The organism is Staphylococcus schleiferi, assembly GCF_025558325.1.
Lineage (GTDB): Bacteria > Bacillota > Bacilli > Staphylococcales > Staphylococcaceae > Staphylococcus > Staphylococcus schleiferi.
In genome coordinates this window covers 197,875-221,487 of record NZ_CP094712.1, presented here as the reverse complement: position 1 = coordinate 221,487, position 23,613 = coordinate 197,875, and the positions used below count along the sequence as shown (strand labels likewise).

The following is a 23,613-nucleotide window of genomic DNA, read 5'->3' as shown; positions in this document are numbered from 1 at the left end:
CTTATGAGCTACAATAAAAGCCAAAATTAGTTGAGGTAAGGCGCCTGGGAAAGCGAGACTCGAAGAAGCAATCGGAAGTTTGCGACTTAATTATTATAGACACATAACCACCATATAAAGTGTACAGCCATTTTATTCTTGCTAACTACGACTTGAATTGATGCACACGACCTTGCTTAATGGTTTGATAAACAGTAATTTCATCGTCAACGATGACCAAATCAGCGTCTTTGCCTACAGCAATACTGCCTTTACGGTCATCTATTTTCAATGCTTTCGCTTGATTCAAACTCGTCACTGGCCATAAATGAGCTAATGTGTCACCTGTAAATTGCATTAAATTTTGTAAACCTTTGTTCATTTTTAAAATACTACCTGCAAGTGAGCCTGTCTCCAAATGTGCTTCGTTATCTTTAACGATAACTTTTTGACCACCTAATTCATAGTCGCCATCCGGCATTCCTTTGGCACGCATTGCATCGGTAATTAAATACATTTTTTCAGCGCCTTTATGTTGATATGCAATCGCAACAGACATTGGATGAGAATGCACACCATCTACAATCAATTCCGTACTTAGTTTTCCATTCGTCCAAGCCGCACCAAACATACCTGGATTTCTATGATGAAAACCGACACCCGCATTATAAAGGTGTGTGACGTGTTGAACACCGGTATCTGCTGCTTGATTTGCCGCGTCAAAATCCACTTCTGTATGTCCCATTGAAAAAATGATGTCATCTTTTAATGTGTCTATCACCTCAGTAGCACCCGCTACTTCTGGTGCAATTGTGACAATTTTAATCAATCCTTTTGCTGTCTCTTGGAATTGCTGTAACAATGCCACAGTTGGCCGTTGAATAAATGCCGGGTTTTGCGCACCAATTTTGTTTTCAGAAATAAATGGGCCTTCTAAATGAACCCCTGCGATTTCAGCTGCATTTTCACGATCTTGTTGTTCATAGTACGTGCGAATATTTTTTAAAGCTTTGTCGATGGCTTCTTGCGATTGTGTCATTGTCGTTGCCAAAAAGGATGTCGTTCCTTCAGATAACAACTGTTCAGCTAAATGTTTTAGACCGTCATAAGAAGCATCCATGGCATCTTCGCCATAACCTCCATGAATATGAATATCTATAAAGCCCGGTAAAATATGATGACCTTTCGCATCTAAAACTTCTAAATCCCCATCATAGGATCCTTTTTCAATTGCACGAATTTTACCTGCTTCTATTACGAGATACCCGTTAGAAATGATTTCGTCTTCTGTATAAATGACGCCATTAATAATTGCATATGCCATAGTATACCTTCTTTACTTAAATTTGATGCGCTTATTCATCATCGTCGTCATCATCTTGATTTAACAATGTGTTTACATTAACAATACCTTCTTGCGCTTTTTTAACGTAATCCGGTTGTTCTCCAATCATTTGACCATTGATATAACTGATAATCATTGGTAGATTCATCCCAACATACAAATCATAATCCGCACCATTCATAATCTTTTTTGCCACAGTATTAGATGGTGTACCGCCTAATAAATCCGCAAAAACGGTTACTTTATCGCCTGCTTCGATATGCGCCATAAAGTTTTTTTCAAAGTCTTCCGGCCCTTCTTGCGGAGATAAAGCAACGGTATAAAGATGTGCTTGAGGTCCAAGAATCATTTCTATACTGTCTTTAATGCCTTCACAAAAAGTCCCATGGCTAACTAGAATTAATTTTTCCATTTCCAAGTGCTCCTCTCGCCTTAAATGTTGGTAATCACACCGAGTGCAGATAAAACAATCGATACAATAATTACAATAAAGATGGCACGTGTAGAATTCATATTTTTACGTCCTAATAACCAGTAAACACCAAATACAATGATTAGAGGTAATAATCTTGGTAAAATCATGTCCGCACTATCTTGAATTTTAACAGTGAGATCACCGATTTTAGGTTGCCATGCAAATTTGACACGTATCATCGTTGCGACTAAAGCACCGACCATAAACACACCGAGGAGTGTGGCTGCATTCGTTAATGATTCCAAACGATGTTGCATTGTTGTAACGAGCGAAATCCCTTCTTTATAAGCAAATTTCAATTGTTTCCAACGAAATACGATAATCGCTAACATTGCCACAAACCAGAGTAATGCGCCAAATGGATTTCCATCTTGTGCCATGTTGGCAGCAATTGCACCAAATATTGTCGGCACCAGTGAACCAAATATCGCATCACCTACTGCAGCGAAAGGTCCCATTAAGCCAACTTTAAGCCCTTTGACAGATTCTTTAGCTGCGAATTGCTCTCTTTCTTCCATCGCAATATCGATACCCGTAATAATTGTATTAAAAAAGTTACTTGTATTAAAGAATTGTGCATGCGTTTTCATCATTTCTTGCAGTTCAGGAGAATCGTCTCCATAAATTTTACGCAACTGCGGTAAAATGGTAAATAAATAACCGCTTCCTTGCATACGCTCATAGTTCCAACCCCATTGAAAGAAGAAGAGACTACGCATGTTGATTTGTCTAAAGTCCTTATCCGTTAATCGATACGGTGTTTGTGGTGGACGTCCTGTGAGCGGTTTGCCTGATTTACTTTGCGTTGCCACTGCTGTTTCTGAATTGTGTTCTTGCGATTTATTATAATTCGTCATCGTCAATCTCTCCTTCCTCATCCGCATCTGTCTCACTATGCGCTTTTGGGCTACCTGATGCGACTTTAGGTTGTGATGTGCGTTTATATTCGATCGCTGCGAGTGCAAAACCAATGGCAGCAATTGTAAGCATCGGTAATGATGAGAATGTCATATCAAATTTCTTATCTAACGTTGCAACGGATGTGCCTAAACCGCTCAATCCATTAAAGACTGTCACAGCTAAGGCAGTGATAATAAACCCTAAAATGAAATATGGAAAATGTTTTTTCAATGGAAGATAACGTAATAAAATCGCAAAACCTACTGCAGGTAACACTGCCCCCGCAACAGTCAAACCGTCACCTAACCATTTAAGATCACCATTCAAGTAATTCACAATATTTTTAACTACACCGCCACCAAATACGAGCGCTAAACACACTGGAATCGCACGTGACAATGCCCATGGGATTGCGCCATATAAGAAGTTACGTTCCACACCTTTATAATCCATTTGTTCAATTTTTCGATCAATCCGATGTGCAAAAAACGTATTCGTAAAACGTGCTAAAATATCCGTTTGAATCATTAAACTTGCTACAGGCACAGCAAGTGTTGCGAGTGCTTGTTGTGGATTCATTCCGAGTGCAACAGAGAATGCAACCGCAAGCACCGTGCCTGAGTTTGCATCAATTCTTGAAGCACCACCGAATGTCCCAACACCTAAAATCGTTAACTGCATCCCGCCACCGATAATTAAACCCGTTGTGACATCGCCCATAATTAATCCTGAAATAATCCCCGCGAAAACAGGATGACCAAAAATATTAAATTGTAAATCATCTAATATTTGATAACCTGCATACAAAGTTAATAAAACGATTTGCCACCATAATATTTCCATGGGAAACACCTCCTATTTTTACGCTTTAACTAATGTAAAGAAATTCACTGCCTTATCATTTGGCACCATTTGAGAAACAATTTTTACCCCTTGTGCATCTAACTTTTTAAAGTTTTCGATATCTTCATCTGTCACATTAATTGAGTTTGTAATCGCACGTGTTTCATCTGTTTGTGACATATTTCCTACGTTTAATGTTTCAATAGCGACACCTTGATTGACCAATTCAACAAAACGATCAGGACGCTTTGCAATAATCATGACGCGCTGTGAATCATATTTACCGTTTTTGATATTATTTGCTGCTTTTTCAATAGGTAAAACACTTAATTTAATCCCTGCCGGTGTTGCAAGTTTCAAAGCTTGCTTATCAATATCGCTTTGTGCCACCTCATCATCAATTACCATAAAACGGCTAATATTTAATTTAGTTGCCCATAAATTTGCAACTTGTCCGTGAATTAATCTACCATCGATACGAGTTCCTATAATTGCCATAATAATCTCTCCTTATATATTAGAAAATTGAGGGTTTTGAATCAGGTCAATGGATTCTGAGTATTTTCCTTCAGAGTCAAAAACAATAATTTCATTTTTACCTTGCTTTAAAAATGCTTTTGAAATATACAACGATTGTGAAGGGCCAACCTCCCAATAACGACCTATATTAAATCCATTAACAAGCACAACACCTTTGCCGAAACCGCTTACATCAATATGCGTATTATCAGGTGTTTCTAGCTCAAATTCATAGCGATAAAATGCTGGTTGATGTGCTGACCATGGGCGTTGAAAGTGTTCATTTTTCAATTTATAAAAATCGATGTCAAATTGCTCCCAATTTTGCACAAAATGGAGGTCTTGCATGAGTCCTTGACCTATCCCTTTTCGTTGTGTGGGTGCCAATAATTTATAGCCATAGTTGACGCGTCCCATATTTTCAACGAGAATATCCACTTGTGGCTGACTTGATGTCAAATTGACTTCAAAGGCGTCTCCTATTTCTTCTTGATACGCTTGATACACACATTTTTGATCGATAAAACAATGAACGCGATCTCTTGCATCGACAATTCTTAACTTTTCCTGCTCAGTCGCTCGCGTGAGGATCGTACGATACATCATATAACCATAACCCGAACCGGCCTCTTCCATAGATTGCGGATAAAAGCTCGTCGTCTTTGTCGATATCTCTTCTAAAACTTCAAAAAGATTAACTTTATTTGTTAAAGGGATATCTTTCTTGGCCATAAATGTTTTGACTTTCGGTTCATGTTGTTTTACATCAGGCAAGACGTCTTTTAACATTTTTTGTAACGTAAAATATTTAGGTGTTGGGTTGCCCGCCTCATCTAATGGGGCATGATAATCATAGGATGTCACTTGTGGTAAATCTTTCGTTCCTCTCGCTGAACACCCATTCCAAAATTCAAAATTCGTTCCACCGTGAAACATGTATAAATTTACTGAGCCGAGTTTGATTGCCTCTTTTACTTCTTTTGCAAGATCATCACTATCTCGCTTAATGACCGCTTCACCCCAACGATTAAACCAGCCATCCCAAAATTCCATACACATTAATGGCCATGTCTTTCCATGTTCCTCGTGAAAAGTCTTTAGATTTTGGAAATTTTGCATAGTTCGTGATCCAAAGTTTCCAGTAGGTAAAATATTGTCATCTATCATACTTCCTGCGCGCAAACATTGGTCCCATGCGCCATCTGAAGTAAAGAACGGAACCGTCACACCTTCCTCACGCATCATATTAGCGATTGCTCGAAGATATTCATGATCTTCCCCATATGAACCGTATTCATTTTCGATTTGAAACATAATGATAGGGCCATTTTGATCAATTTGAAGGGGCGTCAATATTTTAAATAAAACTTGATAATAACGATGCACATGCGCTAAAAATTGTGGATCTCGAGAGCGAATACGCATCGTCCGGTCATTCAGTAACCATGCAGGTAAGCCTCCAAATTCCCATTCTGCACAAATATATGGTGAAGGACGCACAATCACATATAATCCTTCTTGTTGTGCAAGTTCGATAAAATATTTTAAATCTTTATTCCCTTCAAATTCAAAGTTTCCTTTTTGGGTTTCATGAAAATTCCACGGTACATAGGTTTCCACTGTATTGAAGCCGAGCGCTTTCAAATTATACAAAGAGTGTTGCCAGTCTTTTCTAGGTATTCTAAAATAATGAACGGCTCCTGATAATATTTTGAACGGCTTTTTATCTAACACAAATGTCTCATTGATTTCGAAACGACTCACATCATCACCTCATTTATAGTTGAATAGATGTTGCTGTTTTCTGATTCATTTCATTGAGTGCTTTTAAGTTTTCAAGTCCTTCATGTTCCAACCATGCCTTTGCTTCAGCTTCACCTTCTTCAACGAGTACACGTGTTGCTCCTTTCCAAGTAGCACGACCACAAAGTATACCATTAAAGCGAGCACCGTGGTCCGCTGCAAACTGTAATGAGTCCATAAACAGTTGTGCTGACACACCACCACTCAAATAAATATAAGGTAAGTCAGTCGCATCGTCTTGTGCTTTAAATGCTTCAGCCGCTTCACTTTGTGAGATTAAATTTTCTGAACCAAAGCCTTCTACAAAGTTCATATTAACTGGAATTTCAACTTTCAAAGTGTCCACTTGGAATCTAGGCTCACTAAACACACGCATTGCTTCATTGACTTTATGCGGACGTACTTTAGCATATTCAGCCCCTTTTTCATCACCAATCGTGTCATCGTAAGTTAAAATTTCGAGTAAAAATGGTATGTTTTCTGCTTGGCATTCTGCACTAATTCGCTCAATCACGGCTTGCTTTTTCGTATTGATGTCATCAGATTCATCTACATCGTAGTACAGTAAAAATTTAACCGCATCTGCTCCTGCATCTTTGAGGCGTTTCACACTTGCATTTTCAATTAAACGTGGTAAGCGGCCCGGTCTTGTCTTGTCATAACCGGTTTGCTCATAAGATAAGATTAAACCTGACGTCGCAGCATTCGCCTGTGCTGCTTCTAGGCCAAACTCGGGATCTACTAGAAAACTAGATCCATACGGTGTTAAAACTTCCGATACCAGTTTCTTAAAAAGTGATAAATTGTGATCACTCGCTTGATCCCCAAGTAACTTTCTTAATGCGCCCCGTTGATCCACTGCAATGGCTGCATATATCCCCTTGTCATCCACTAACCGACTTAAATCTTTTCTTCCCATTCATATCTCTCCACTTCTATTTCAGATTTAATTTGATTGACTTGTTCAATATCAATATGTCCAGTGGCTTGTTGTAATGCGTTTGACGTTCCACATGCTAAAGCTTGACGGATTAAATCTTGTGGCGCTAAATTTTCATAAACACCGTATGCAATACCAGCAACAGTTGAATCCCCAGAGCCGACAGGATTGATGACTTCTTTATGTGGCAACGTTGCGCGATAAATTGTATTTCCCCATTTGACCAGTGCCCCCGCTGCACCTAATGTGAGAAAAACATCCATCTCTGTAAAATAAGCATGTGTTTGTAGCATTTGTGCACATTCTGCAATCGTGAGCTGTTCTTTACCGATTAACATCTCAAATTCTGCCTGGTTCGGCTTAATACAATGTACCGGTAAATCGGCTTCCAACAATAATTTAAGTTCGCTTGCATGCGTATCCACAATATTATAACTATGTTGAAAGGCACTTAGGATGTGAGCGACATGTTCAAATTTTGAGCGGCCTTCAAATTGAGGTGAGCTCCCACTCACCGTCATCACTTTGACCTCTTGTGCACGCTCGTTCAAAATTTCATAATAACGTTGCTGATCATATTCAGTAATTAATGGTCCCGCTTCCAACACTTCTGTTTGACCATTACCATCATTGATTGCTAGACTTTGTCTCGTTTCCCCATGAATAGAAGTAAATGCTGAAACGACACCCATATCTTGCAATGTTTTAGCAATCCATTGTCCATTGGCGCCCCCTAAATAACCATATGCACAGTAATTTGCACCTAATTGATGTAAAACCTTAGTGACATTTATCCCCTTCCCACCAGGGTTTTTGATTTTCTGTTTGACACGATTGACGCCTCCAACTTCAATCGGATCAATCATATACGTGATATCAACAGAGGGATTAAAAGTATGTGTTGCAATCATAGGCTCAACCCTCAACCGGATAAATCGTGACACCTTTAACAACACGGTTGATAAAGCCATCAGGACTTGGGTTATCAGGATTTAAACCGAGTGCTACGGAGCGTTTAGCTGCAAGCAATTGCCCAAAAATCAAATATTGCAATGCTAATTCCATATCTGTGAGCTCTTCAGACTGAGGTAATTTGACTGCATTGTCATCATCATTTACTTGCGCATCTAAAATATAAGTTTGATAGCGATCTTTGACTTGTCCAACTTCTTGGATTAAATCTTTTTCGTATTGACGACGATAAGGCTGATTACTGCGCAACATAATAAAAAAGGCATCTGCACTTAATCCTGCTTTCGGACCATGTCTAAAGCCGAGTGTCGTTTCACGTGCAATCTCAGTTTGACCTGCCGTTAATTCATTGAGTTTTAAACTCACTTCTTTTGTAAGTTCGCCAATTAAACCTGTTCCAACATAGAACACTTTCGAAAAATCCAACTGACTCACTGTTTCGGCTTGAGATTCTAGCCAATCAAAATTAGATGCCGCAATGTCAAAGAATTTTGGACTCACTTTACCACCGAATAATAAATAGCTCGCGAATAACATGGATGAAAAGCTAGAAGTCATCGCTAAAGATTTATCATTCGTTTCATCAGGTAAAATCACTTTAAAGACATTGTTAGCGTTTTCATGATAAGCCCCTAAAAATCCATCTTTATTATTTGTAATAAACAAATGATAAACATGGCTCGAAAGTTGGTTGGCAATCTCAACTGTTGCTTTTGTTTCTGGACTGTTACCAGAACGCGCAAAAGACACTAACAGATATGCCGTTTGTTGATCAATATAAAGTTGTGGGTCCGTAACAAAGTGCGTTGTCGGAACTGACTCAAATTCAAAATTCGGTAAGACATCGGTATGACGTGCCATGCGGGCTACATCACCCACATAAGCGCTTGAACCTGCACCCGTAAAGAGTACTTTTAATTTTTTATCTTGATTTTCTTGCTCTATTTTGGCAATAAATTTTTCAAATCGTGCTTGTTGCGCTTGCACTAAATCATATGTTTTCTTTAAAGTTGCTGGTTGTTGCTTAATTTCACGATAAGTATGTGTATCATGTAACACAACAATCCCTCCTTGACTCATTCTTTTACATTAACTTGACCGTATATTTATATTTATGGCCGCTTGCGACACTTTGCGTAAATTCAATCACCGCATCGTCCATATAGCTAAAGCGTTCGATAAACATACAACTATCATCAACGACACCATTCAACAGTTTGGCATCTTCACGACTCAATTTACTCGCTGTTAAATTTTCATAAGCATTCGTAATTTGAATCCCATAATGTTGATTGAGTGTTTCATATAGCGAAACTTTATTGAAGTCAAACTGCTCTAATCCTTCACAATACCGCATCGGTAAATAGCTAATTTCATATATTAAAGGCACATCATTAGAAAGGCGTATGCGCTTTAATTCATAAACGTATTGATAAGGGGTTAACTGCATTTTCTCTTGTAAAAATGGCGTAGATGGGATGAGTTTAATGCTTAACATTTTCGTACTTGCCTTATCACCATTCTTCTCAATTTCATCTTTAAAGCTGTAAAGCTCATTCAAAAATTGATTATATTGACTTCCCAGTACAAATGATCCCTTACCATGTTCACGTTTAATAATCCGATCCTTTTCTAAACGTTCTAATGCTTCGCGCACTGTAATACGACTTACACCGAATTGCTCGCACAGATTGCGCTCTGAAGGTATCTTATCTCCCTCCTTAAATTCTCCTGATTTAATACGCTCGTGTATCCCTTGATAAATTTGATAATACAAGGGCATTTTCTCTGACATGACCTTCACCACCTACTGGTTATAACCACTTAAAGCATAAATGTAAATTTGCCATTTTGTCAAGAGCTATTCTGGTTATTAGTCATCTCCACGCAACAAATCTTTTTTGTTTTATATTGATATTTTGAACATTTAGATACTTTTCATTATCTTTTCACACTAAAAAAAATAAAATTTTAAATTTTTTTGAGATGTATTAGTGGTTATAACCACTTAATCATTTTCTACTTTTTTCACATTTCACAAAAGTCACTAAACTAAAGAAGCAGCGTACAATTTACACCTTTTTCACACAGCATAGTCCCCCTAAAAACTGGTATTAAAATTTTTCCTTTTGTTCTCTAAAAGCTTGAAACGGCAGTATTGTAAGGGTTTACAAAAAGTGAAATAAATTATATATTCAAGCCAATGACTTATTAGGAGGCGTGGTAAAAAATGATTCATAGACAACAAATTTTCAGTATTCGAAAGTATGCCATTGGGACTTCATCGATTTTACTCGGACTAACATTTTTCATTTCCGCATCCGCAACAGCGTCAGCTTCTGAATTGAAAAATGACCTAGCAAATCAAGATACTGACGTTAGCCCACAAGCAACTATTGACGGTCATATTTCAAAAGAGAGATTAAATGCTTCACAAACAGAAACAAAAACAGCTGACACTCAAGCTTTAGGCGCTCAGGCCATCAGCCCCACAGAACAGGCAAAGCCGCAAATAGATAAAACGGCGAACTCAACCCAAACAGATCACACAGAGTAAGTCTTCGCAAAATGAGCAAGTTCATACACAGGCGACATCGCTTTCAGCAAAAAATGCACAAAATACTTCTTCCTTACACGCACCTGTTCACCATTCTGATGTTGTCCAAGCGCAACCGACAACACCTAGCGAAGCCCCTCTATCGCACAGTCCTAAAGAAATGCGCCGTCCTCAAGCGACAGCTGCACCCCTTTCACGGCAAAACCAAACAGCGACTGCACGCAAAACAAACAGTAGTACACACCCACAAACTACGCATATCGTATCTTCTCTAGATACATTACAATCCCAACAAATGAAAGTTGAAGTTGATCAAAACTTCCCAGCCATTAAACAATATAAACTGAAGAATGGCAAAACGATTCCCGGACAAGTAGTAGATTCATCTCAAATTATTGTCAACGGAGAAATCATCAAGCCTACTGTGTCTTACAAGAAATTAAATGACCATACCGCTGAATACATCCTACACGCAAAAGATGATAATCATGCTATTAACAGCGATTTTAAATTTCAGTTATCCGTTATTGATCGTACAATTGACTTAAAAATGACAGATTATCATAGCAACAATCCAGACGTTATCGTACGTTCATTTGGCTTTATGAATCAATCACTTGTTTCCGTCAATAGCCAACAAAAACAGGCTCAACTGCAAACTACAAAAATGTCAACAAACACTATGGTGAGTGGTGACCGATTATACACAATTGATGACAAATTCGAACCCAACTTTAGTGACATGATGATGTATGGTTTCGTTTCAAACAATCAATATAGTGCTGGGTTATGGAGTAACGCACAAATTGGTGTCGGTGGTAACCAAGACTTTATTCGTGTGACAGCCACTGGCGTTCAAACAAAAGAGGGCGTATCTGTAGGCTTAGGTGCCACACCATGGATTTTACAACCTTCTCTTGCGCACCAAGATGCTAAAACACAAGGTTTACTACCACATATTAAAATCGCCATTGCTGAAGATGAAAACCATGATGGGAAAATCGATTGGCAAGATGGCGCCATCGCATACCGTGACATTATGAATAATCCATTCAAATATGAAGAAGTTCCTGATTTAGTCGGCTATCGTATTGCAATGAATTTTGGGTCACAAGCCCAAAATCCTTTCCTAAAAACATTGGACGGTGTCAAAAAGTTTTACCTTAACACTGACGGTTTGGGGCAATCTATTTTATTAAAAGGTTATAACAGCGAGGGCCATGACTCAGGCCATTTAGATTATAGCCATATCGGTGAACGAATGGGCGGCGCTGAAGATTTGAATACCCTTCTATCCATAGGCGCACAGTATGGGGCACGCTTTGGTGTGCATATCAACGCTTCAGAAACATATCCAGAATCTAAAGCATTCAATCCTGATTTATTAAAGAAAAATGAAGATGGCACTTATAGTTACGGTTGGAATTGGCTCGATCAAGGCTTTAATATTAATGCTGATTATGATTTAACCCACCAACGTCAAGCACGATTCCAAGCACTCAAAGATGTTGTTGGAGAACGCCTTGATTTTATTTATGTCGATGTATGGGGTAACCAACAATCTGGAGATAACTCTGCTTGGCCTTCTCATCAATTAGCTAAAGAAATTAATGACTTAGGCTGGCGCGTCGGTGTCGAATGGGGACATGGTATGGAATACGATTCAACCTTCCAACACTGGGCAACAGATATAGCATATGGAACTTACGAAAATAAGGGCATTAATTCTGAAGTCGCACGTTTTATACGTAACCACCAAAAAGATTCATGGGTAGCAAATCATGCTGAACATTCAGGAGCAGCAGATTTCCCATTATTAGGTGGCTATAACATGAAAGACTTTGAAGGTTGGCAAGGACGAAATGATTTTAAGACTTATATTAAAAATATCTTTGACGTCGACGTCCCCACTAAATTTTTACAGCATTATAAAGTCATGCGTATTGAAAATGGCCACCCTGTCAAAATGACAGCAAATGGAAGAACGATTGAATGGACGCCTGAAATGACAGTTGATTTACAGAACAATACAGGCGACAAAGTCACTGTCCAACGCAAGTCAAATGACTATGAAAATGATATTAACAACTATCGTTCACGCACCATTTTACTCAATGGTCACACTGTATTAGATGGCGACAACTATCTCATTCCTTGGAATTGGGATGCGAATGGACAACCACTCACAGGAAGTGAACAAAAGCTCTATCATTGGAATAAAAAAGGTGGTTCATCAAGTTGGGAACTTCCTGATTCGTGGCACACGAATCAAGTCATTTTATATGAATTGACTGAAACAGGACGAACAAACATGAAAATCATCCCTGTCACAAATAATCATATTAAACTGGATCATATCAAAGCAGAAACGCCTTATGTGATTTATCAAGTTCCACAGCCGAAACAACAAGAAGTCAATTGGAGTGAAGGCATGCATATTAAAGATGCTGGGTTCAATTCACAAAAACTTGATGCATGGCATATCAGTGGTGATGTCGAACAAGTGGGTATCAATCAATCTGTAGCGCACAATCATCTACTTAAGATTGACAGCCCGAAACAAAAGACTCAGTTAACACAGCAACTTACAGATTTAAAACCAGGCCAACGTTATGCACTTTACATCGGAGTCGACAACCGTAGTAAATCTCAAACACAAATTGCAGTTTCACACCAAGGCCAAGTTTTAGCGACAAACCAAACGCAACAATCGATTGCGCAAAACTACGTCAAAGCGGATGCACATAATACAAGTAAAGCGTCAGAAACTTATAAAGACGGCGGTAGCTACTTCCAAAATATGTATTTGTTTTTTGTCGCACCTCAAGATGGACAAGTTGATTTCATTATCAGTCGAGAAGCAGGTAAAGGGGCTACTTATCTGGATGATATTCGTATCGTTGAAAATCCTTCAATACTTATGCGTGACGGCGTTTTTCAACAAGATTTCGAAACTGTCCCTCAAGGGTTATTCCCATTTGTTGTTTCTGAAGTTGAAGGGGTAGAAGATAACCGCACACACTTATCCGAAAAAAATGCACCTTATACACAACGAGGATGGAACCATAAACGCGTTGACGATGTCATTCAAGGACATTGGTCACTTAAAGTGAATGGGCAAGCAGGCAAAAATAAAATGGTCATTCAGACAATTCCTCAAAATTTCTATTTCGAACCCGGTAAAACATATGAAGTCTCATTTGATTACGAATCTGGTTCTGATAATAGTTACGCTTTTGCAGTAGGTCACGATGATATTTCAAAGAATCGAAATTTCAAAGTTACACCATTAAAAAATACAATCGATCATCCCCATGCACAACGTGTGACATTCCAAGTGACTGGAAACGAAAATGGACAAACATGGATTGGCATATATTCGACAGACGTTCAACCTGATACAAGAGGTGTCAAAGATAATGGGCAAGTCAATTTTGAAGGAACAAAGGATTTTATTCTCGATAATTTGATTATCCGACCAATCGATGAAGTTATCGATAACAATCCTTCAACAGACAACCCTTCACATCCGAGTGGCGATGGTTCTACTGACAACACAAGGCTCCCTAATAAACCAACTGGTCAGCAAATAAAACAGGAACCTATTGGAGAAACAGCTCAATCAAGCTCACCATCCCACAAGGTAACAACGGATCAACATGAATCGACAACAGACAACGCACAATCATCAGCTTCAACAGACACTGAAATTTCATCAGCACAACAGAAACAAAACGGTGTCGCAACAATTTCAACGGATCCGTCTTATGTCCGTACATCAACAACCATCTCATTTGAAAATCATGGGCAAGTTGTAAAACATACAACGCAAGGTACAAATACAATCATTAAAGCATCAGCTGACCAAATGCGTGTTGAACAACTTAACGCACAACTTCCAGATACAGGTGCATCATCTAAAACATCAACACCACCATTACTCATGGTAATGATTGGCTTTTTCACTACTGTATTAGGACTTCACCATACACGTCGTAAAAAGCAAAAACAGCATTCTTAAACATTTTTAGACATGGGCTGAGGGCCTCCAGTTCCTTTCAAAAATTGCACTTACCTGTTTAGTTTTTTAATATTTATTGCCAAAAGTGCTATCTCAAGTTAGGTTTGTCCCAGCTCCATTAGAAATTCAATTTAGCCTCATTAGTCTGAATACATGCTTTGCACCTCTCTACTAAGTATTGTTATAGTACAGTTAACAAAGATATCTGCATTTGATGCATCAAACCCCTCACTACTGGCAAAGTGAGGGGTTTTTAGTGCGATTATGTCGCCTATTTATCGTTGTGCTTACGTAATCCATGTGCATAAAATGCATTCTTTTTTATATCTAATCATAAAGTTGTCATTATCATTAATCTCGAAAACATCGCTTTGAGCAATACATTTTCATTTTTATATACAATGTATTATTGTACTTACCAAACGGAATTAGTTCCGTTTTCTAATCTACTTTGTTGGGTATTTAGATAATCCATATGACATTGACGTTTTTTAGCGTCATCTGTTAAATATGGGCGCGTCATTTTGAAGGGAGTTAATGAAGATGTATGATTTTACGAAGTTAGAAACATTTATCGGTTTGAATAAGCCCGCTCATTTCGAACCGACGTTAGAGAATTTGAACCATTATATTCGTCAATATGTGTTACATGTGCCGTTTGAAAATATCAATGTTCAAAATCGTTTACCTCTTGCTGTGAATAATGCATCCATGATTCAAAAAATAACAGAACGTCATCAAGGGGGAATCTGTTATGAAAACAATCGACTCACATATGAATATTTGAGTCAGCACGGCTATGATATGCATTTCATTGCGGCTACTGTTAATCAAGGTGAAGAAAAAGGATGGGCTGCTGAAAATGTTCATATGACAACCATTGCAACACTCAATGGATCACGTTATTTAGTTGAAACCGGCTTTGGCGAATCCCCTTTAATGGCGGTTCCACTTAATGGCGATATTGTAGAAGATACAGCAAAACGACAGGTTTATAAAATCAAATATATCGATGATACAACATTTGATTTACTTAAAAAAGTGAAAGATCAATGGGTCATTCAATATCGTGCGGTTGATCATTATTTAAAATTTAGAGACTTTGAAAATGCCATGGTTTATAACCAAACAAGTTTAGATTCACATTTTGTAACGGACCCTTTACTTGTTAAAAATTGGGAAACAGGTCATGTAACGATGACAGGAAGAAATTTAACAGTGACTGACCAAGGTAAAAAAGAAAAACATCCCGTGACTCGAGAAAACTATCGTCAATTTTTAGCTGATTATTTTAACATTACGCATACACCGATTTTATTTTTTGAACCTGAGGAAACAGAATAGAGAGAAAGGAAGCCTTAAACATGGAATTGCCTTATATAGATAAATTGGATCGTGACTTACGTGACTTGGCCTCAACAATGTATGGCGCCACACTTTCAGACGAAACTTTGCAAGCTTATCGTGATCAAGTACTTCGCCATGCCAAGACCTCAGTTGACGCCAACTTGGATGTAACGATTGATAAGCAAACTTTATCGACTGAAGCAGGAGAGGTAGATGTGTTGCTATTCAACCCCCATCAAAGTCAACAACGACGGCCTGTTTATCTCTATATGCATGGCGGTGGCACAATTTCTGGTGGTGCCCATTTGGATAATCAAGACAATGCACGTCTTGCACACGACCTTGGTTGTCTCGTTGTGTCTATTGACTATCACCTTGCCCCTGAAACCGTATTTCCCGGGCAATTAAATGAATGTTATGGTGTGTTAAAGTGGCTCGTTCAACATGCGGATGCGCTATATATCGATGTGTCACGCATTGCCATTGGCGGTAGTAGCGCAGGCGGATTACTCTCTGCTAGCTTGGCACAACTCGCACAAGACCGTCATGAAATCCATATCGTATTCCAAAATTTGCATATTCCAATGCTGGACATTGCGACAACCTATCAACGTCCCGCTAACCCTTATGTAGGTCATTACGGTTGGACATATGAAATGAATGCATTTGCTTGGCAACAGTATCTCGGCGAAGCATTCGAAAAAACAACGCTTCCACCTTATGCAGTCCCTGCGCAAAGACAAGATGTGTCACAATTACCTGCGACACTGATTACGGTAGGCAGCTTAGATTTATTTGTCGATGAAGCAATTCAGTATGCACAGCGTTTAATACAAGCAGGTGTATCGACTGAACTGCATGTATATCCTGGCTTATTTCATCTTGGCGAACTCATTCCTGAAGCACGTGTGGCACGCCAAATCTATCATGATCGTGTCAATGCGTTGAAACGGGCATTTTATGACTAAAACGTGCTAAGCGTCTGAATCCGGATTGTAACTGCACTTTTCAAGTGATATGCCAATGATTCAGACGCTTATGTTTTATCTCTTATTTTATGTGATACTGAGCATACGATCTAAACTTTGTTTCGCATACTTTGCAGTTTCTTGGTCTACCTTAATAATTTGATCTCGGTCTCCATCCATAATCTTATCTAAACACCACGCAAGATGAGGTAAATCAATGCGATTCATTGTCAGACACGCACACATCAGTGGGTTTAACGATTCAATATGCAGATCGGTATACGTCTTTTTCAATCGCTCTACAAGATTCATCTCTGTTCCAATAAGCCAATGCGACCCCTTTGGTGCATTTTTAATCTTATCGATAATATAACGTGTCGAACCTGCATAATCAGCTGCTTGAACCACATCAAACGGACATTCTGGATGCACGAGCACGTTCACTTCTGGATTTTTTTCACGCCCTATTTCAATATGCGCTTTATGAAATTTCTCATGAACAGAACAATGTCCTTTCCACAATACAATACGCAATTGATCATGACGTCCATCATAATCTAATTGTTTTTTTATTGGATCCCAGACTGCCATGTGTTCTAAAGGTACACCTAAATCATAGGCCGTATTGCGACCTAAATGTTGATCAGGCAAAAACAAAATCGTTTTACCTTGTTGCAACGCCCATTTGACAACTGATTTTGCATTGCCACTTGTGACGCAAGAGCCTCCATGTTCACCAACAAATTTCTTAATGGCTGCTGTCGAATTAACATAAGTGAGTGGCAAAATATCTAGATGATAGTGTTGTGTGAGGACATCATAGCTATGAAGCGCTTGTTGAATATTCGCCATATCCGCCATGGAACACCCTGCAGATAAATCGGGCAAATAAATATCTTGATGGTCGTCTGTGAGTATGTCTGCCGTTTCTGCCATAAAATGCACACCGTTAAATACAAAATATTCCGCTTGCGTGTTTGCTTTACAAATACGTGCTAACTCTAATGAATCACCCGTAATATCAGCAAATTGAACCACTTCATCTTTTTGATAATGATGTGTCGGCATAAACAAACGGTCTCCCAACGTGTCTTTAATCGATTGAATATGATTTTTCAACTCTTCCTGCGTCATTTGCAAATAGTGTTCAGGAATAGATTTTGTCGCTGTTAACATCGGATTAAACATTTACATCACAACCTTTGCAGAAATATCAAGCGCTTTTGAAGCATAAAATAAAGCACCCATAGAAATAAAATCAACACCCGCTTTGGCATACGCGACAACATTCTCTTCGTTGATATTGCCCGAAGCCTCTGTTTGAATAAAGTCTGGAACGAGATGAATATGTTGCTGTATCCATTCGGGTTGTTGATTATCAAACATAATGACATCTACACCTGCTGCTATCGCTGTTTTCAACATCGTTTCATTTTCGATTTCAACTTCTAGCTTATCCATTGGTCCTAAAAAGCCTTTAGCTTTTTCAATCGCTTCTTTCATGGAGCCACTAAAATCAATATGATTATCTTTTAACATCAAACCATCATTCAACGAACGTCGATGATTCAATCCGCCTCCAACGGTTACCGCATACTTTTCAAAGATTGCTAGTCCAGGCGTTGTTTTACGTGTATCGACAATGCGTGCATCGGTATGGGCAATTTGTTGTGAGATGCGTTGTGTCATCGTCGCAATCCCAGACATGCACTGTATTAAATTTAATACGATACGTTCCATCGTTAAAAGTGTCGGGATCGTGCCTGTAATTTCTGCGATAACATCTCCAGCCTGCACTGATGCACCATCTTTAATCTTTTGATCCACTTCAGTCGTTGGATCGAGTAATGCAAAAGCTTCTGCAATGATGACTTCCCCACAAAATATGCCCGCTTCTTTCGCTTTAATCATGAGTGTGCCTTCTGAATAACGATCAAAAATGCGCGTCGCTAAATCTCCCTGTTGGTTATCTTCAATGTAATATTGATTGATTTTTTCTCTGACGGACAACCGATTCAACATGTTCTTGACCTCCCCTATTCATTTCTATCACTTTGTCTTGCCATGCTGTTTCACGTGTTGGATAATCTTTTCGATAATGTACACCTCTTGACTCTTCTCGCCTTAATGCGGAATGACATATCGTCTGTAACAACTTGAGAATACTGTAATTTTGCCATATTTCATGCGTTACTGTGCTTGTTTGGGGTGCATCATTTAATAACGTTTCAATCATTTGCAAATAGTGTGCCATCGCTTTTTGTTCACGCTCGACACCTAAAACTTCAAAGCTATATTGTTGTACTTTTTGCACATGCTGTCGCTCAATGATTGGAATATGACACACTTGTTCTTGTGGTTCCCAATCTACAGATACCAACTGTTGATTAATCACTTCCGCGCAGTTCGCTCCCATGACTAAGCCTTCTAACAATGAATTACTCGCTAAACGATTCGCACCATGGAAATTAGTACACGCGGCTTCCCCAATCGCAAATACATTCTCGATTTGCGTTTGACCATGAATATTTGCTTGAATCCCTCCTACCGTATAATGCGCACCGGGCGTAATAGGGATTCTTTTTTCTGCTAATGTTTGAGGCATGTCCCGTTGGATTGCTTTAAAAATGGTAGGAAAGCGTTGTTCAAAATGTGCCACTTCACTGATGTCGATGTAACATTGGTGACCTTGCTGTTGTTGTTGAAAGATAGCACGACTCGTCACATCTCGAGGTGCCAAACTTTTCATAGGATGAATATCATCCATGAATGCAACATTCTCATCATTGATTAACACGCCTCCCGCGCCACGTACAGCTTCCGAGACGAGACCATAAGCTTGATCAGGCGTCCCCAACAAGGTTGGGTGAAATTGTATCATCTCCATACTTTCTAGTGTCAATTGATGACGTAAAGCAATCACAGCACCGGTCGCCACACTCTCAGACACATTCGAATGCGTCGTAAAAACATTACTCACACCTCCAGATGCAAATACCACAGCATCAGCTTCAATCATGCGCTGAATTTGATTTTCATCGATAGCTAAAACACCACACACTTCATTATGACTATTTTTGACAAGGTCGATGACTTCCATCGCTTCGTAAATTGTGAGACGTGGATGACTCAAATGATGAACCATATGTTGTGCGATGAAATAACCCGTCTGATCACCACCTGCATGTAAAATTCTAGGCAGCTGGTGTGCACCTTCCATACCATAAAGCAAGTGTTGCATTTCATCTCTATCAAACGGTAAACCCTCATCTATCAACTGTTCGATGAGCGGATAACTTTGTTGGATCACCGTTTTAAGCATGTGAAGATCTCCCATTTGTGCACCCGCTTCGAACGTATCACGCGCATGCTGTTCACCTTGATCTTCTTCATATTTTGAAAAACAAATGCCTCCTTGTGCAAAGTAACTATTATTCTGACTCAGGTGATCTTTAGTCACACAAACCACTTCAATGTCTGATTTCAAAGCGCGTATGAATGATAAAGCCGCAATACCACTACCAACAATAATAACACGCAATTTGTTTACACCTATATTTACACTAATATATACATATATGTTAACATTTGTATACGCACTGATTTTGTCACAAAAAAACGATAAATGCAAGTGGAGGAAAAAATAATGATTTATTTAGACAATGCGTCGACAACTAAACCTGATTCTGAAGTGCTATCGCTCTATCAAGAAGCACAAGCCTCAATGTACTTTAATAGCGAAAGTCTACACATTGGCGGAGAAATGATAAAAGAAACACTCCATTCATGTCGGACTTATATTCAACGCTACTTTAATACGACGAAAGAGATCCTTTTTACGACAAGTGGTTCACACGCCAACTTAATCGCGATACAAAATTATTTAGCGTCTCACGAACAAGGGACTGTCGTAGTCTCCCCTTATGAACACCCTTCTATATGGGCTGCACTGGCACCATACGAACCTCAAATTACAGTCGTTCAAATGCCATTAAACGACCAGGCTGAGATTGATATCGTTGCGCTCGAACAGTTGCTCAATCAAGACACTTTATTAGTCATCGCACAGCACGTTAATTCTGAAACAGGCTACATCTTACCTATTGAAGCGATAGCGAAACTGGCACATCAGTACCATATTCCTTTCCATGTGGACGGTGTTCAAGCCGTACAAAAGATTGAACGCCCATCACTCGATCAGATCTGTACTTCCTATTCGTTTTCTGGGCATAAATTTCATGGGACAAAAGGGAGCGGTGTACTCGCCATATCTCACGCTTATGTCCGTCCTTTAAATCCACATTATTTTCATGAACAGGGAACACGTAATGGCACATTAGACTTGCCTAGTATCCTTGCGCTGACAAAGGCTTTGACCTTAACGTCGCATTTCGACCATTTACAACGTCTCCACCACTATGCAAAACAGCGCGCTGAAATGATTGGTTTCACAGTCTTAACGTTTAAACAGCAAGCACCCCATATTTTAGGTTTAATGACACCTCACTTTGAAGGTCAATGGTTAATGCAGTCACTGTCTAGTCGGAATATATGCATTTCCACTGGAACAGCCTGTGGTCATGGGGTATTATTGAGTCAAGGCCTGATTCATAAAATTCAAAATGATCAACTAGAACCTGATCAATATATTAGAATTTCATTTTCAAAAGAGACGACAATCGATGAAATTGATCAGTGCTTTAGTCAAATTGATCATATTTTCAAAGGGGTGCCCATCCATGAGTCCAGCTGAAAAAAGACGCAAAAAAATAGTCGAGCTTCTCAAACATTCGGATAGACCCATTAAAGGCGCATATCTTAGTGAAATGTTTGGCGTTTCTCGACAAATAATTGTTAAAGATATTTCTCACTTAAAAACACAAAATTATCCTATTCACTCTACTAGTAAAGGTTATTTCTTCAATGATAAACCTCAAGGTAGACCGTTTAAACGTGTCATCATGTGTGAGCATGACCACACGCAAATCGAAAAAGAGTTAACAACCATTGTTGAAAATGGTGCCATGATTGATAATGTCTCTGTCGAACACCCTATTTACGGTACGATTCAAGCTGAATTGATGATTGAATCCATTGAAAATATTCAATCCTTTGTTGAGGATATGGCAAAATATCAAGGCACAATGTTAGCAGAACTAACAGACTTGATTCATTTGCATACCATTTCAGCAGATTCCGAAAAAATACTTGATAATGCCGTTCGTGACCTACAACAACAAGGCTTTATCGTTGACGTTCAATCATAATAAAAGATGACGCATCAACGATTTGCGCTCAAAACAAAGCCATCATTAGTTGCCACAACTTCAAACACGCGTTGTGGCTCACTTATCTATAAAAAATATGCTCCTTTCAAAGTTCCCATGCTTTCAATGTTCACTTTGAAAAGAGCATATTTTCATTTTCAAGATCGAAGTATCAGCTGAAGACGCATCTTCAAACGCTGTATAGCTGTGTAATTGGTATCGCAAGCCTCAACTTACATAATGCCAATCAGTTTCATCCAAAGCGAGCCAATACCTAACCAAATAATAAAATAAACGATACTTAATATAAAGTTCATCGTCCACCAACGCTGTTGACTGACATAGCCTGACGCAAAAAGAATAGGTGCAGGTCCACTACTATAATGCGTTGTGGATGCAAGTAAGTTACCAAAAAAGCCGAGCATCAAAGCACTGAACAATGGTTGCGCACCCGCTGCTATTGCGACACCCAATAACGCTGCGTACATCGCACTGACATGTGCAGTCGCACTTGCAAATAGATAATGTGAATAAAAATAGAAGATGACTAAAATAACCAATACAATAGGCCAGCTGAGTCCACCTAGGCTGTGCGCAATCGCATGACTCAACCAAGGAATGAAGCCCAATTCATTCAATTGACCAGCCATAAGTACCAGTACTGAGAACCATATTAAAGTATTCCAAGCCCCTGTTTCATTAAGAATATCTTTCCAATTCAAAACACCGGTTAAAAGTAATAAAGATAATGCAATAAAAGCAGTGAGCGTTGTATCAATATGTACAAAACTTCCAATAATCCACAGAACAAGCGCAATTAAGAAAATTCCGATCATAAACTTTTCTTGTAATGCGATGTTCCCCATTTTTTCTAATTCTTTTTCTGCCCAACTTTTGGCATTTGGTGTTTCTTTAATCGTTGGAGGATAGATTTTATAAATAATAAACGGCACAACAATTAAAGAAATCAAACCCGGTACTAAAGCGGCTAAAAACCAATTCATCCATGTAATTTGTACTTTAGCTGTACTCTCTGCAAGATTTTGTGCTAATGGGTTACCCGCCATAGCTGTTAAAAACATTGCTGCTGTAATCAAATTACCTTGGAACTCTGTAAAAATAAGAAAAGCCCCCATTTTACGTTCCGTATGATCTTTTGGTGACGAACCAAATGATTCCGATAAGGATTTAATGATAGGGTACATAATTCCCCCTGCACGTGCAGTATTACTAGGTGTTGCAGGTGCCAAAATCAAATCCACACCGACTAACGAATAAGCTAAGCCGAGGGTTTTCTTACCAAATATTTTAACAAAATGTAATGCGATCCGTTGTCCTAGCCCTGTTTTCACAAAACCTCTTGAAATAAAAAACGCGATCGCAATCAACCAAATGCTATTGTTACCAAACCCTTGCACAGCCGTTTTCATATCAACAATGCCACAAGCGACCATCAGTGTAAAACCGATAATTGAAACAGCGCCAATCGGCATCGGCTGCGTAATACAAGCAATAATCGTTGCTACGAAAATCGCAAACATATACCATGCTTGAGGATCCACTGCGTCAGGCTTGAAAGGCGTCAATGCCCAAATTAACAAACCTACCACAATCGGAATAATAAATTTATGATACTTCACATTGCTTTCCATAACCATCTTCCTTTTATTTTTTTAA

20 protein-coding genes are annotated in these 23,613 nt (G+C 38.9%); 6 read left to right on the top strand and 14 right to left on the bottom strand.

Going from position 1 to position 23,613, the window contains the following annotated elements:
• Positions 1-145: 145 nt before the first annotated feature.
• From nagA to MUA40_RS00875, 10 genes are read right to left on the bottom strand one after another with little or no spacing between them, the layout of a single operon-like run.
• Positions 146-1,303: an N-acetylglucosamine-6-phosphate deacetylase gene (gene nagA / locus MUA40_RS00920; RefSeq protein WP_016425916.1), complete on the bottom strand. Its 1,158-nt coding sequence runs from the start codon at positions 1,301-1,303 to the stop codon at positions 146-148.
• A gap of 31 nt (positions 1,304-1,334) precedes the next feature.
• Positions 1,335-1,736 (bottom strand): PTS sugar transporter subunit IIA, encoded by a 402-nt coding sequence (locus MUA40_RS00915; RefSeq protein ID WP_016425915.1) that lies wholly within the window; start codon positions 1,734-1,736, stop codon positions 1,335-1,337.
• A 20-nt stretch (positions 1,737-1,756) separates the two neighbouring features.
• Complete coding sequence (locus MUA40_RS00910; protein WP_262569729.1) at positions 1,757-2,656, bottom strand: PTS system mannose/fructose/sorbose family transporter subunit IID; 900 nt, start codon at positions 2,654-2,656, stop codon at positions 1,757-1,759.
• A complete protein-coding gene (locus MUA40_RS00905; RefSeq protein WP_016425913.1) occupies positions 2,643-3,542 on the bottom strand; it encodes a PTS mannose/fructose/sorbose/N-acetylgalactosamine transporter subunit IIC in 900 nt (299 codons plus the stop codon). Before MUA40_RS00905 ends, MUA40_RS00910 begins: the two co-directional genes overlap by 14 nt.
• Positions 3,543-3,560: 18 nt before the next feature.
• Entirely contained in the window at positions 3,561-4,040 is a 480-nt protein-coding gene (locus tag MUA40_RS00900) for a PTS sugar transporter subunit IIB (RefSeq protein WP_016425912.1), read from the bottom strand.
• A gap of 12 nt (positions 4,041-4,052) precedes the next feature.
• Positions 4,053-5,825 (bottom strand): glycoside hydrolase family 35 protein, encoded by a 1,773-nt coding sequence (locus tag MUA40_RS00895; RefSeq protein ID WP_167732908.1) that lies wholly within the window; start codon positions 5,823-5,825, stop codon positions 4,053-4,055.
• A gap of 13 nt (positions 5,826-5,838) precedes the next feature.
• Complete coding sequence (locus MUA40_RS00890; protein ID WP_262569728.1) at positions 5,839-6,783, bottom strand: tagatose 1,6-diphosphate aldolase; 945 nt, start codon at positions 6,781-6,783, stop codon at positions 5,839-5,841.
• Positions 6,765-7,715, bottom strand: coding sequence for a 1-phosphofructokinase family hexose kinase (locus MUA40_RS00885; protein ID WP_016425909.1), 951 nt, complete (start codon positions 7,713-7,715; stop codon positions 6,765-6,767). The genes MUA40_RS00890 and MUA40_RS00885 overlap by 19 nt, the downstream gene beginning before the upstream one ends.
• A gap of 4 nt (positions 7,716-7,719) precedes the next feature.
• Positions 7,720-8,835, bottom strand: a complete 1,116-nt coding sequence (locus MUA40_RS00880) for an SIS domain-containing protein (RefSeq protein ID WP_262569727.1) — start codon at positions 8,833-8,835, stop codon at positions 7,720-7,722.
• Positions 8,836-8,860: 25 nt separating this feature from the next.
• On the bottom strand, positions 8,861-9,571 hold the full coding sequence (locus MUA40_RS00875; protein ID WP_016425907.1) for a GntR family transcriptional regulator: 711 nt from the start codon (positions 9,569-9,571) through the stop codon (positions 8,861-8,863).
• Positions 9,572-10,006: 435 nt separating this feature from the next.
• Here MUA40_RS00875 and MUA40_RS12055 point away from each other — a divergent pair, with 435 nt between their 5' ends.
• From MUA40_RS12055 to MUA40_RS00860, 4 genes are all read left to right on the top strand, one after another.
• Positions 10,007-10,333 carry a YSIRK-type signal peptide-containing protein gene (locus MUA40_RS12055; RefSeq protein WP_228446243.1) on the top strand — a complete coding sequence of 109 codons (327 nt, stop codon included), beginning with the start codon at positions 10,007-10,009 and terminating at the stop codon, positions 10,331-10,333.
• Positions 10,334-10,493: 160 nt separating this feature from the next.
• Complete coding sequence (locus tag MUA40_RS00870; RefSeq protein ID WP_228446244.1) at positions 10,494-14,354, top strand: endo-alpha-N-acetylgalactosaminidase family protein; 3,861 nt, start codon at positions 10,494-10,496, stop codon at positions 14,352-14,354.
• A 543-nt stretch (positions 14,355-14,897) separates the two neighbouring features.
• Positions 14,898-15,698 carry an arylamine N-acetyltransferase family protein gene (locus tag MUA40_RS00865; RefSeq protein WP_016425905.1) on the top strand — a complete coding sequence of 267 codons (801 nt, stop codon included), beginning with the start codon at positions 14,898-14,900 and terminating at the stop codon, positions 15,696-15,698.
• A gap of 20 nt (positions 15,699-15,718) precedes the next feature.
• Complete coding sequence (locus MUA40_RS00860) at positions 15,719-16,669, top strand: alpha/beta hydrolase (RefSeq protein ID WP_016425904.1); 951 nt, start codon at positions 15,719-15,721, stop codon at positions 16,667-16,669.
• An 87-nt stretch (positions 16,670-16,756) separates the two neighbouring features.
• On the opposite strand, the gene nadA is transcribed toward MUA40_RS00860, so the two are convergent.
• Genes nadA through MUA40_RS00845 form a run of 3 tightly spaced genes read right to left on the bottom strand, consistent with a single transcriptional unit; the run spans position 16,757 to position 20,210 of the window.
• Complete coding sequence (gene nadA / locus MUA40_RS00855; protein WP_016425903.1) at positions 16,757-17,857, bottom strand: quinolinate synthase NadA; 1,101 nt, start codon at positions 17,855-17,857, stop codon at positions 16,757-16,759.
• Positions 17,858-18,691: a carboxylating nicotinate-nucleotide diphosphorylase gene (gene nadC / locus MUA40_RS00850; RefSeq protein WP_262569724.1), complete on the bottom strand. Its 834-nt coding sequence runs from the start codon at positions 18,689-18,691 to the stop codon at positions 17,858-17,860.
• On the bottom strand, positions 18,642-20,210 hold the full coding sequence (locus MUA40_RS00845) for an L-aspartate oxidase (RefSeq protein ID WP_016425901.1): 1,569 nt from the start codon (positions 20,208-20,210) through the stop codon (positions 18,642-18,644). Before MUA40_RS00845 ends, nadC begins: the two co-directional genes overlap by 50 nt.
• A 105-nt stretch (positions 20,211-20,315) precedes the next feature.
• Between MUA40_RS00845 and MUA40_RS00840 the strand changes: the two genes are divergently transcribed.
• Together MUA40_RS00840 and MUA40_RS00835 are read left to right on the top strand one after the other, a co-directional pair.
• Positions 20,316-21,422 carry a cysteine desulfurase family protein gene (locus MUA40_RS00840; protein ID WP_016425900.1) on the top strand — a complete coding sequence of 369 codons (1,107 nt, stop codon included), beginning with the start codon at positions 20,316-20,318 and terminating at the stop codon, positions 21,420-21,422.
• On the top strand, positions 21,409-21,936 hold the full coding sequence (locus MUA40_RS00835; RefSeq protein ID WP_167732913.1) for a transcription repressor NadR: 528 nt from the start codon (positions 21,409-21,411) through the stop codon (positions 21,934-21,936). Before MUA40_RS00840 ends, MUA40_RS00835 begins: the two co-directional genes overlap by 14 nt.
• Positions 21,937-22,169: 233 nt before the next feature.
• Here MUA40_RS00835 and MUA40_RS00830 read toward each other — a convergent pair whose 3' ends face one another.
• Complete coding sequence (locus MUA40_RS00830) at positions 22,170-23,588, bottom strand: anion permease (protein ID WP_262569721.1); 1,419 nt, start codon at positions 23,586-23,588, stop codon at positions 22,170-22,172.
• Positions 23,589-23,613 lie beyond the last annotated feature (25 nt).

Bases quoted from the DNA above. Each gene is read 5' to 3' on its own strand.
- nagA (WP_016425916.1), bottom strand. From the start codon at position 1,303: ATGGCATATGCAATTATTAATGGCGTCATTTATACAGAAGACGAAATC.
- MUA40_RS00915 (WP_016425915.1), bottom strand. From the start codon at position 1,736: ATGGAAAAATTAATTCTAGTTAGCCATGGGACTTTTTGTGAAGGCATT.
- MUA40_RS00910 (WP_262569729.1), bottom strand. From the start codon at position 2,656: ATGACGAATTATAATAAATCGCAAGAACACAATTCAGAAACAGCAGTG.
- MUA40_RS00905 (WP_016425913.1), bottom strand. From the start codon at position 3,542: ATGGAAATATTATGGTGGCAAATCGTTTTATTAACTTTGTATGCAGGT.
- MUA40_RS00900 (WP_016425912.1), bottom strand. From the start codon at position 4,040: ATGGCAATTATAGGAACTCGTATCGATGGTAGATTAATTCACGGACAA.
- MUA40_RS00890 (WP_262569728.1), bottom strand. From the start codon at position 6,783: ATGGGAAGAAAAGATTTAAGTCGGTTAGTGGATGACAAGGGGATATAT.
- MUA40_RS00885 (WP_016425909.1), bottom strand. From the start codon at position 7,715: ATGATTGCAACACATACTTTTAATCCCTCTGTTGATATCACGTATATG.
- MUA40_RS00875 (WP_016425907.1), bottom strand. From the start codon at position 9,571: ATGTCAGAGAAAATGCCCTTGTATTATCAAATTTATCAAGGGATACAC.
- MUA40_RS12055 (WP_228446243.1), top strand. From the start codon at position 10,007: ATGATTCATAGACAACAAATTTTCAGTATTCGAAAGTATGCCATTGGG.
- MUA40_RS00870 (WP_228446244.1), top strand. From the start codon at position 10,494: ATGCGCCGTCCTCAAGCGACAGCTGCACCCCTTTCACGGCAAAACCAA.
- MUA40_RS00865 (WP_016425905.1), top strand. From the start codon at position 14,898: ATGTATGATTTTACGAAGTTAGAAACATTTATCGGTTTGAATAAGCCC.
- MUA40_RS00860 (WP_016425904.1), top strand. From the start codon at position 15,719: ATGGAATTGCCTTATATAGATAAATTGGATCGTGACTTACGTGACTTG.
- nadA (WP_016425903.1), bottom strand. From the start codon at position 17,857: ATGTTTAATCCGATGTTAACAGCGACAAAATCTATTCCTGAACACTAT.
- nadC (WP_262569724.1), bottom strand. From the start codon at position 18,691: ATGTTGAATCGGTTGTCCGTCAGAGAAAAAATCAATCAATATTACATT.
- MUA40_RS00840 (WP_016425900.1), top strand. From the start codon at position 20,316: ATGATTTATTTAGACAATGCGTCGACAACTAAACCTGATTCTGAAGTG.
- MUA40_RS00835 (WP_167732913.1), top strand. From the start codon at position 21,409: ATGAGTCCAGCTGAAAAAAGACGCAAAAAAATAGTCGAGCTTCTCAAA.
- MUA40_RS00830 (WP_262569721.1), bottom strand. From the start codon at position 23,588: ATGGAAAGCAATGTGAAGTATCATAAATTTATTATTCCGATTGTGGTA.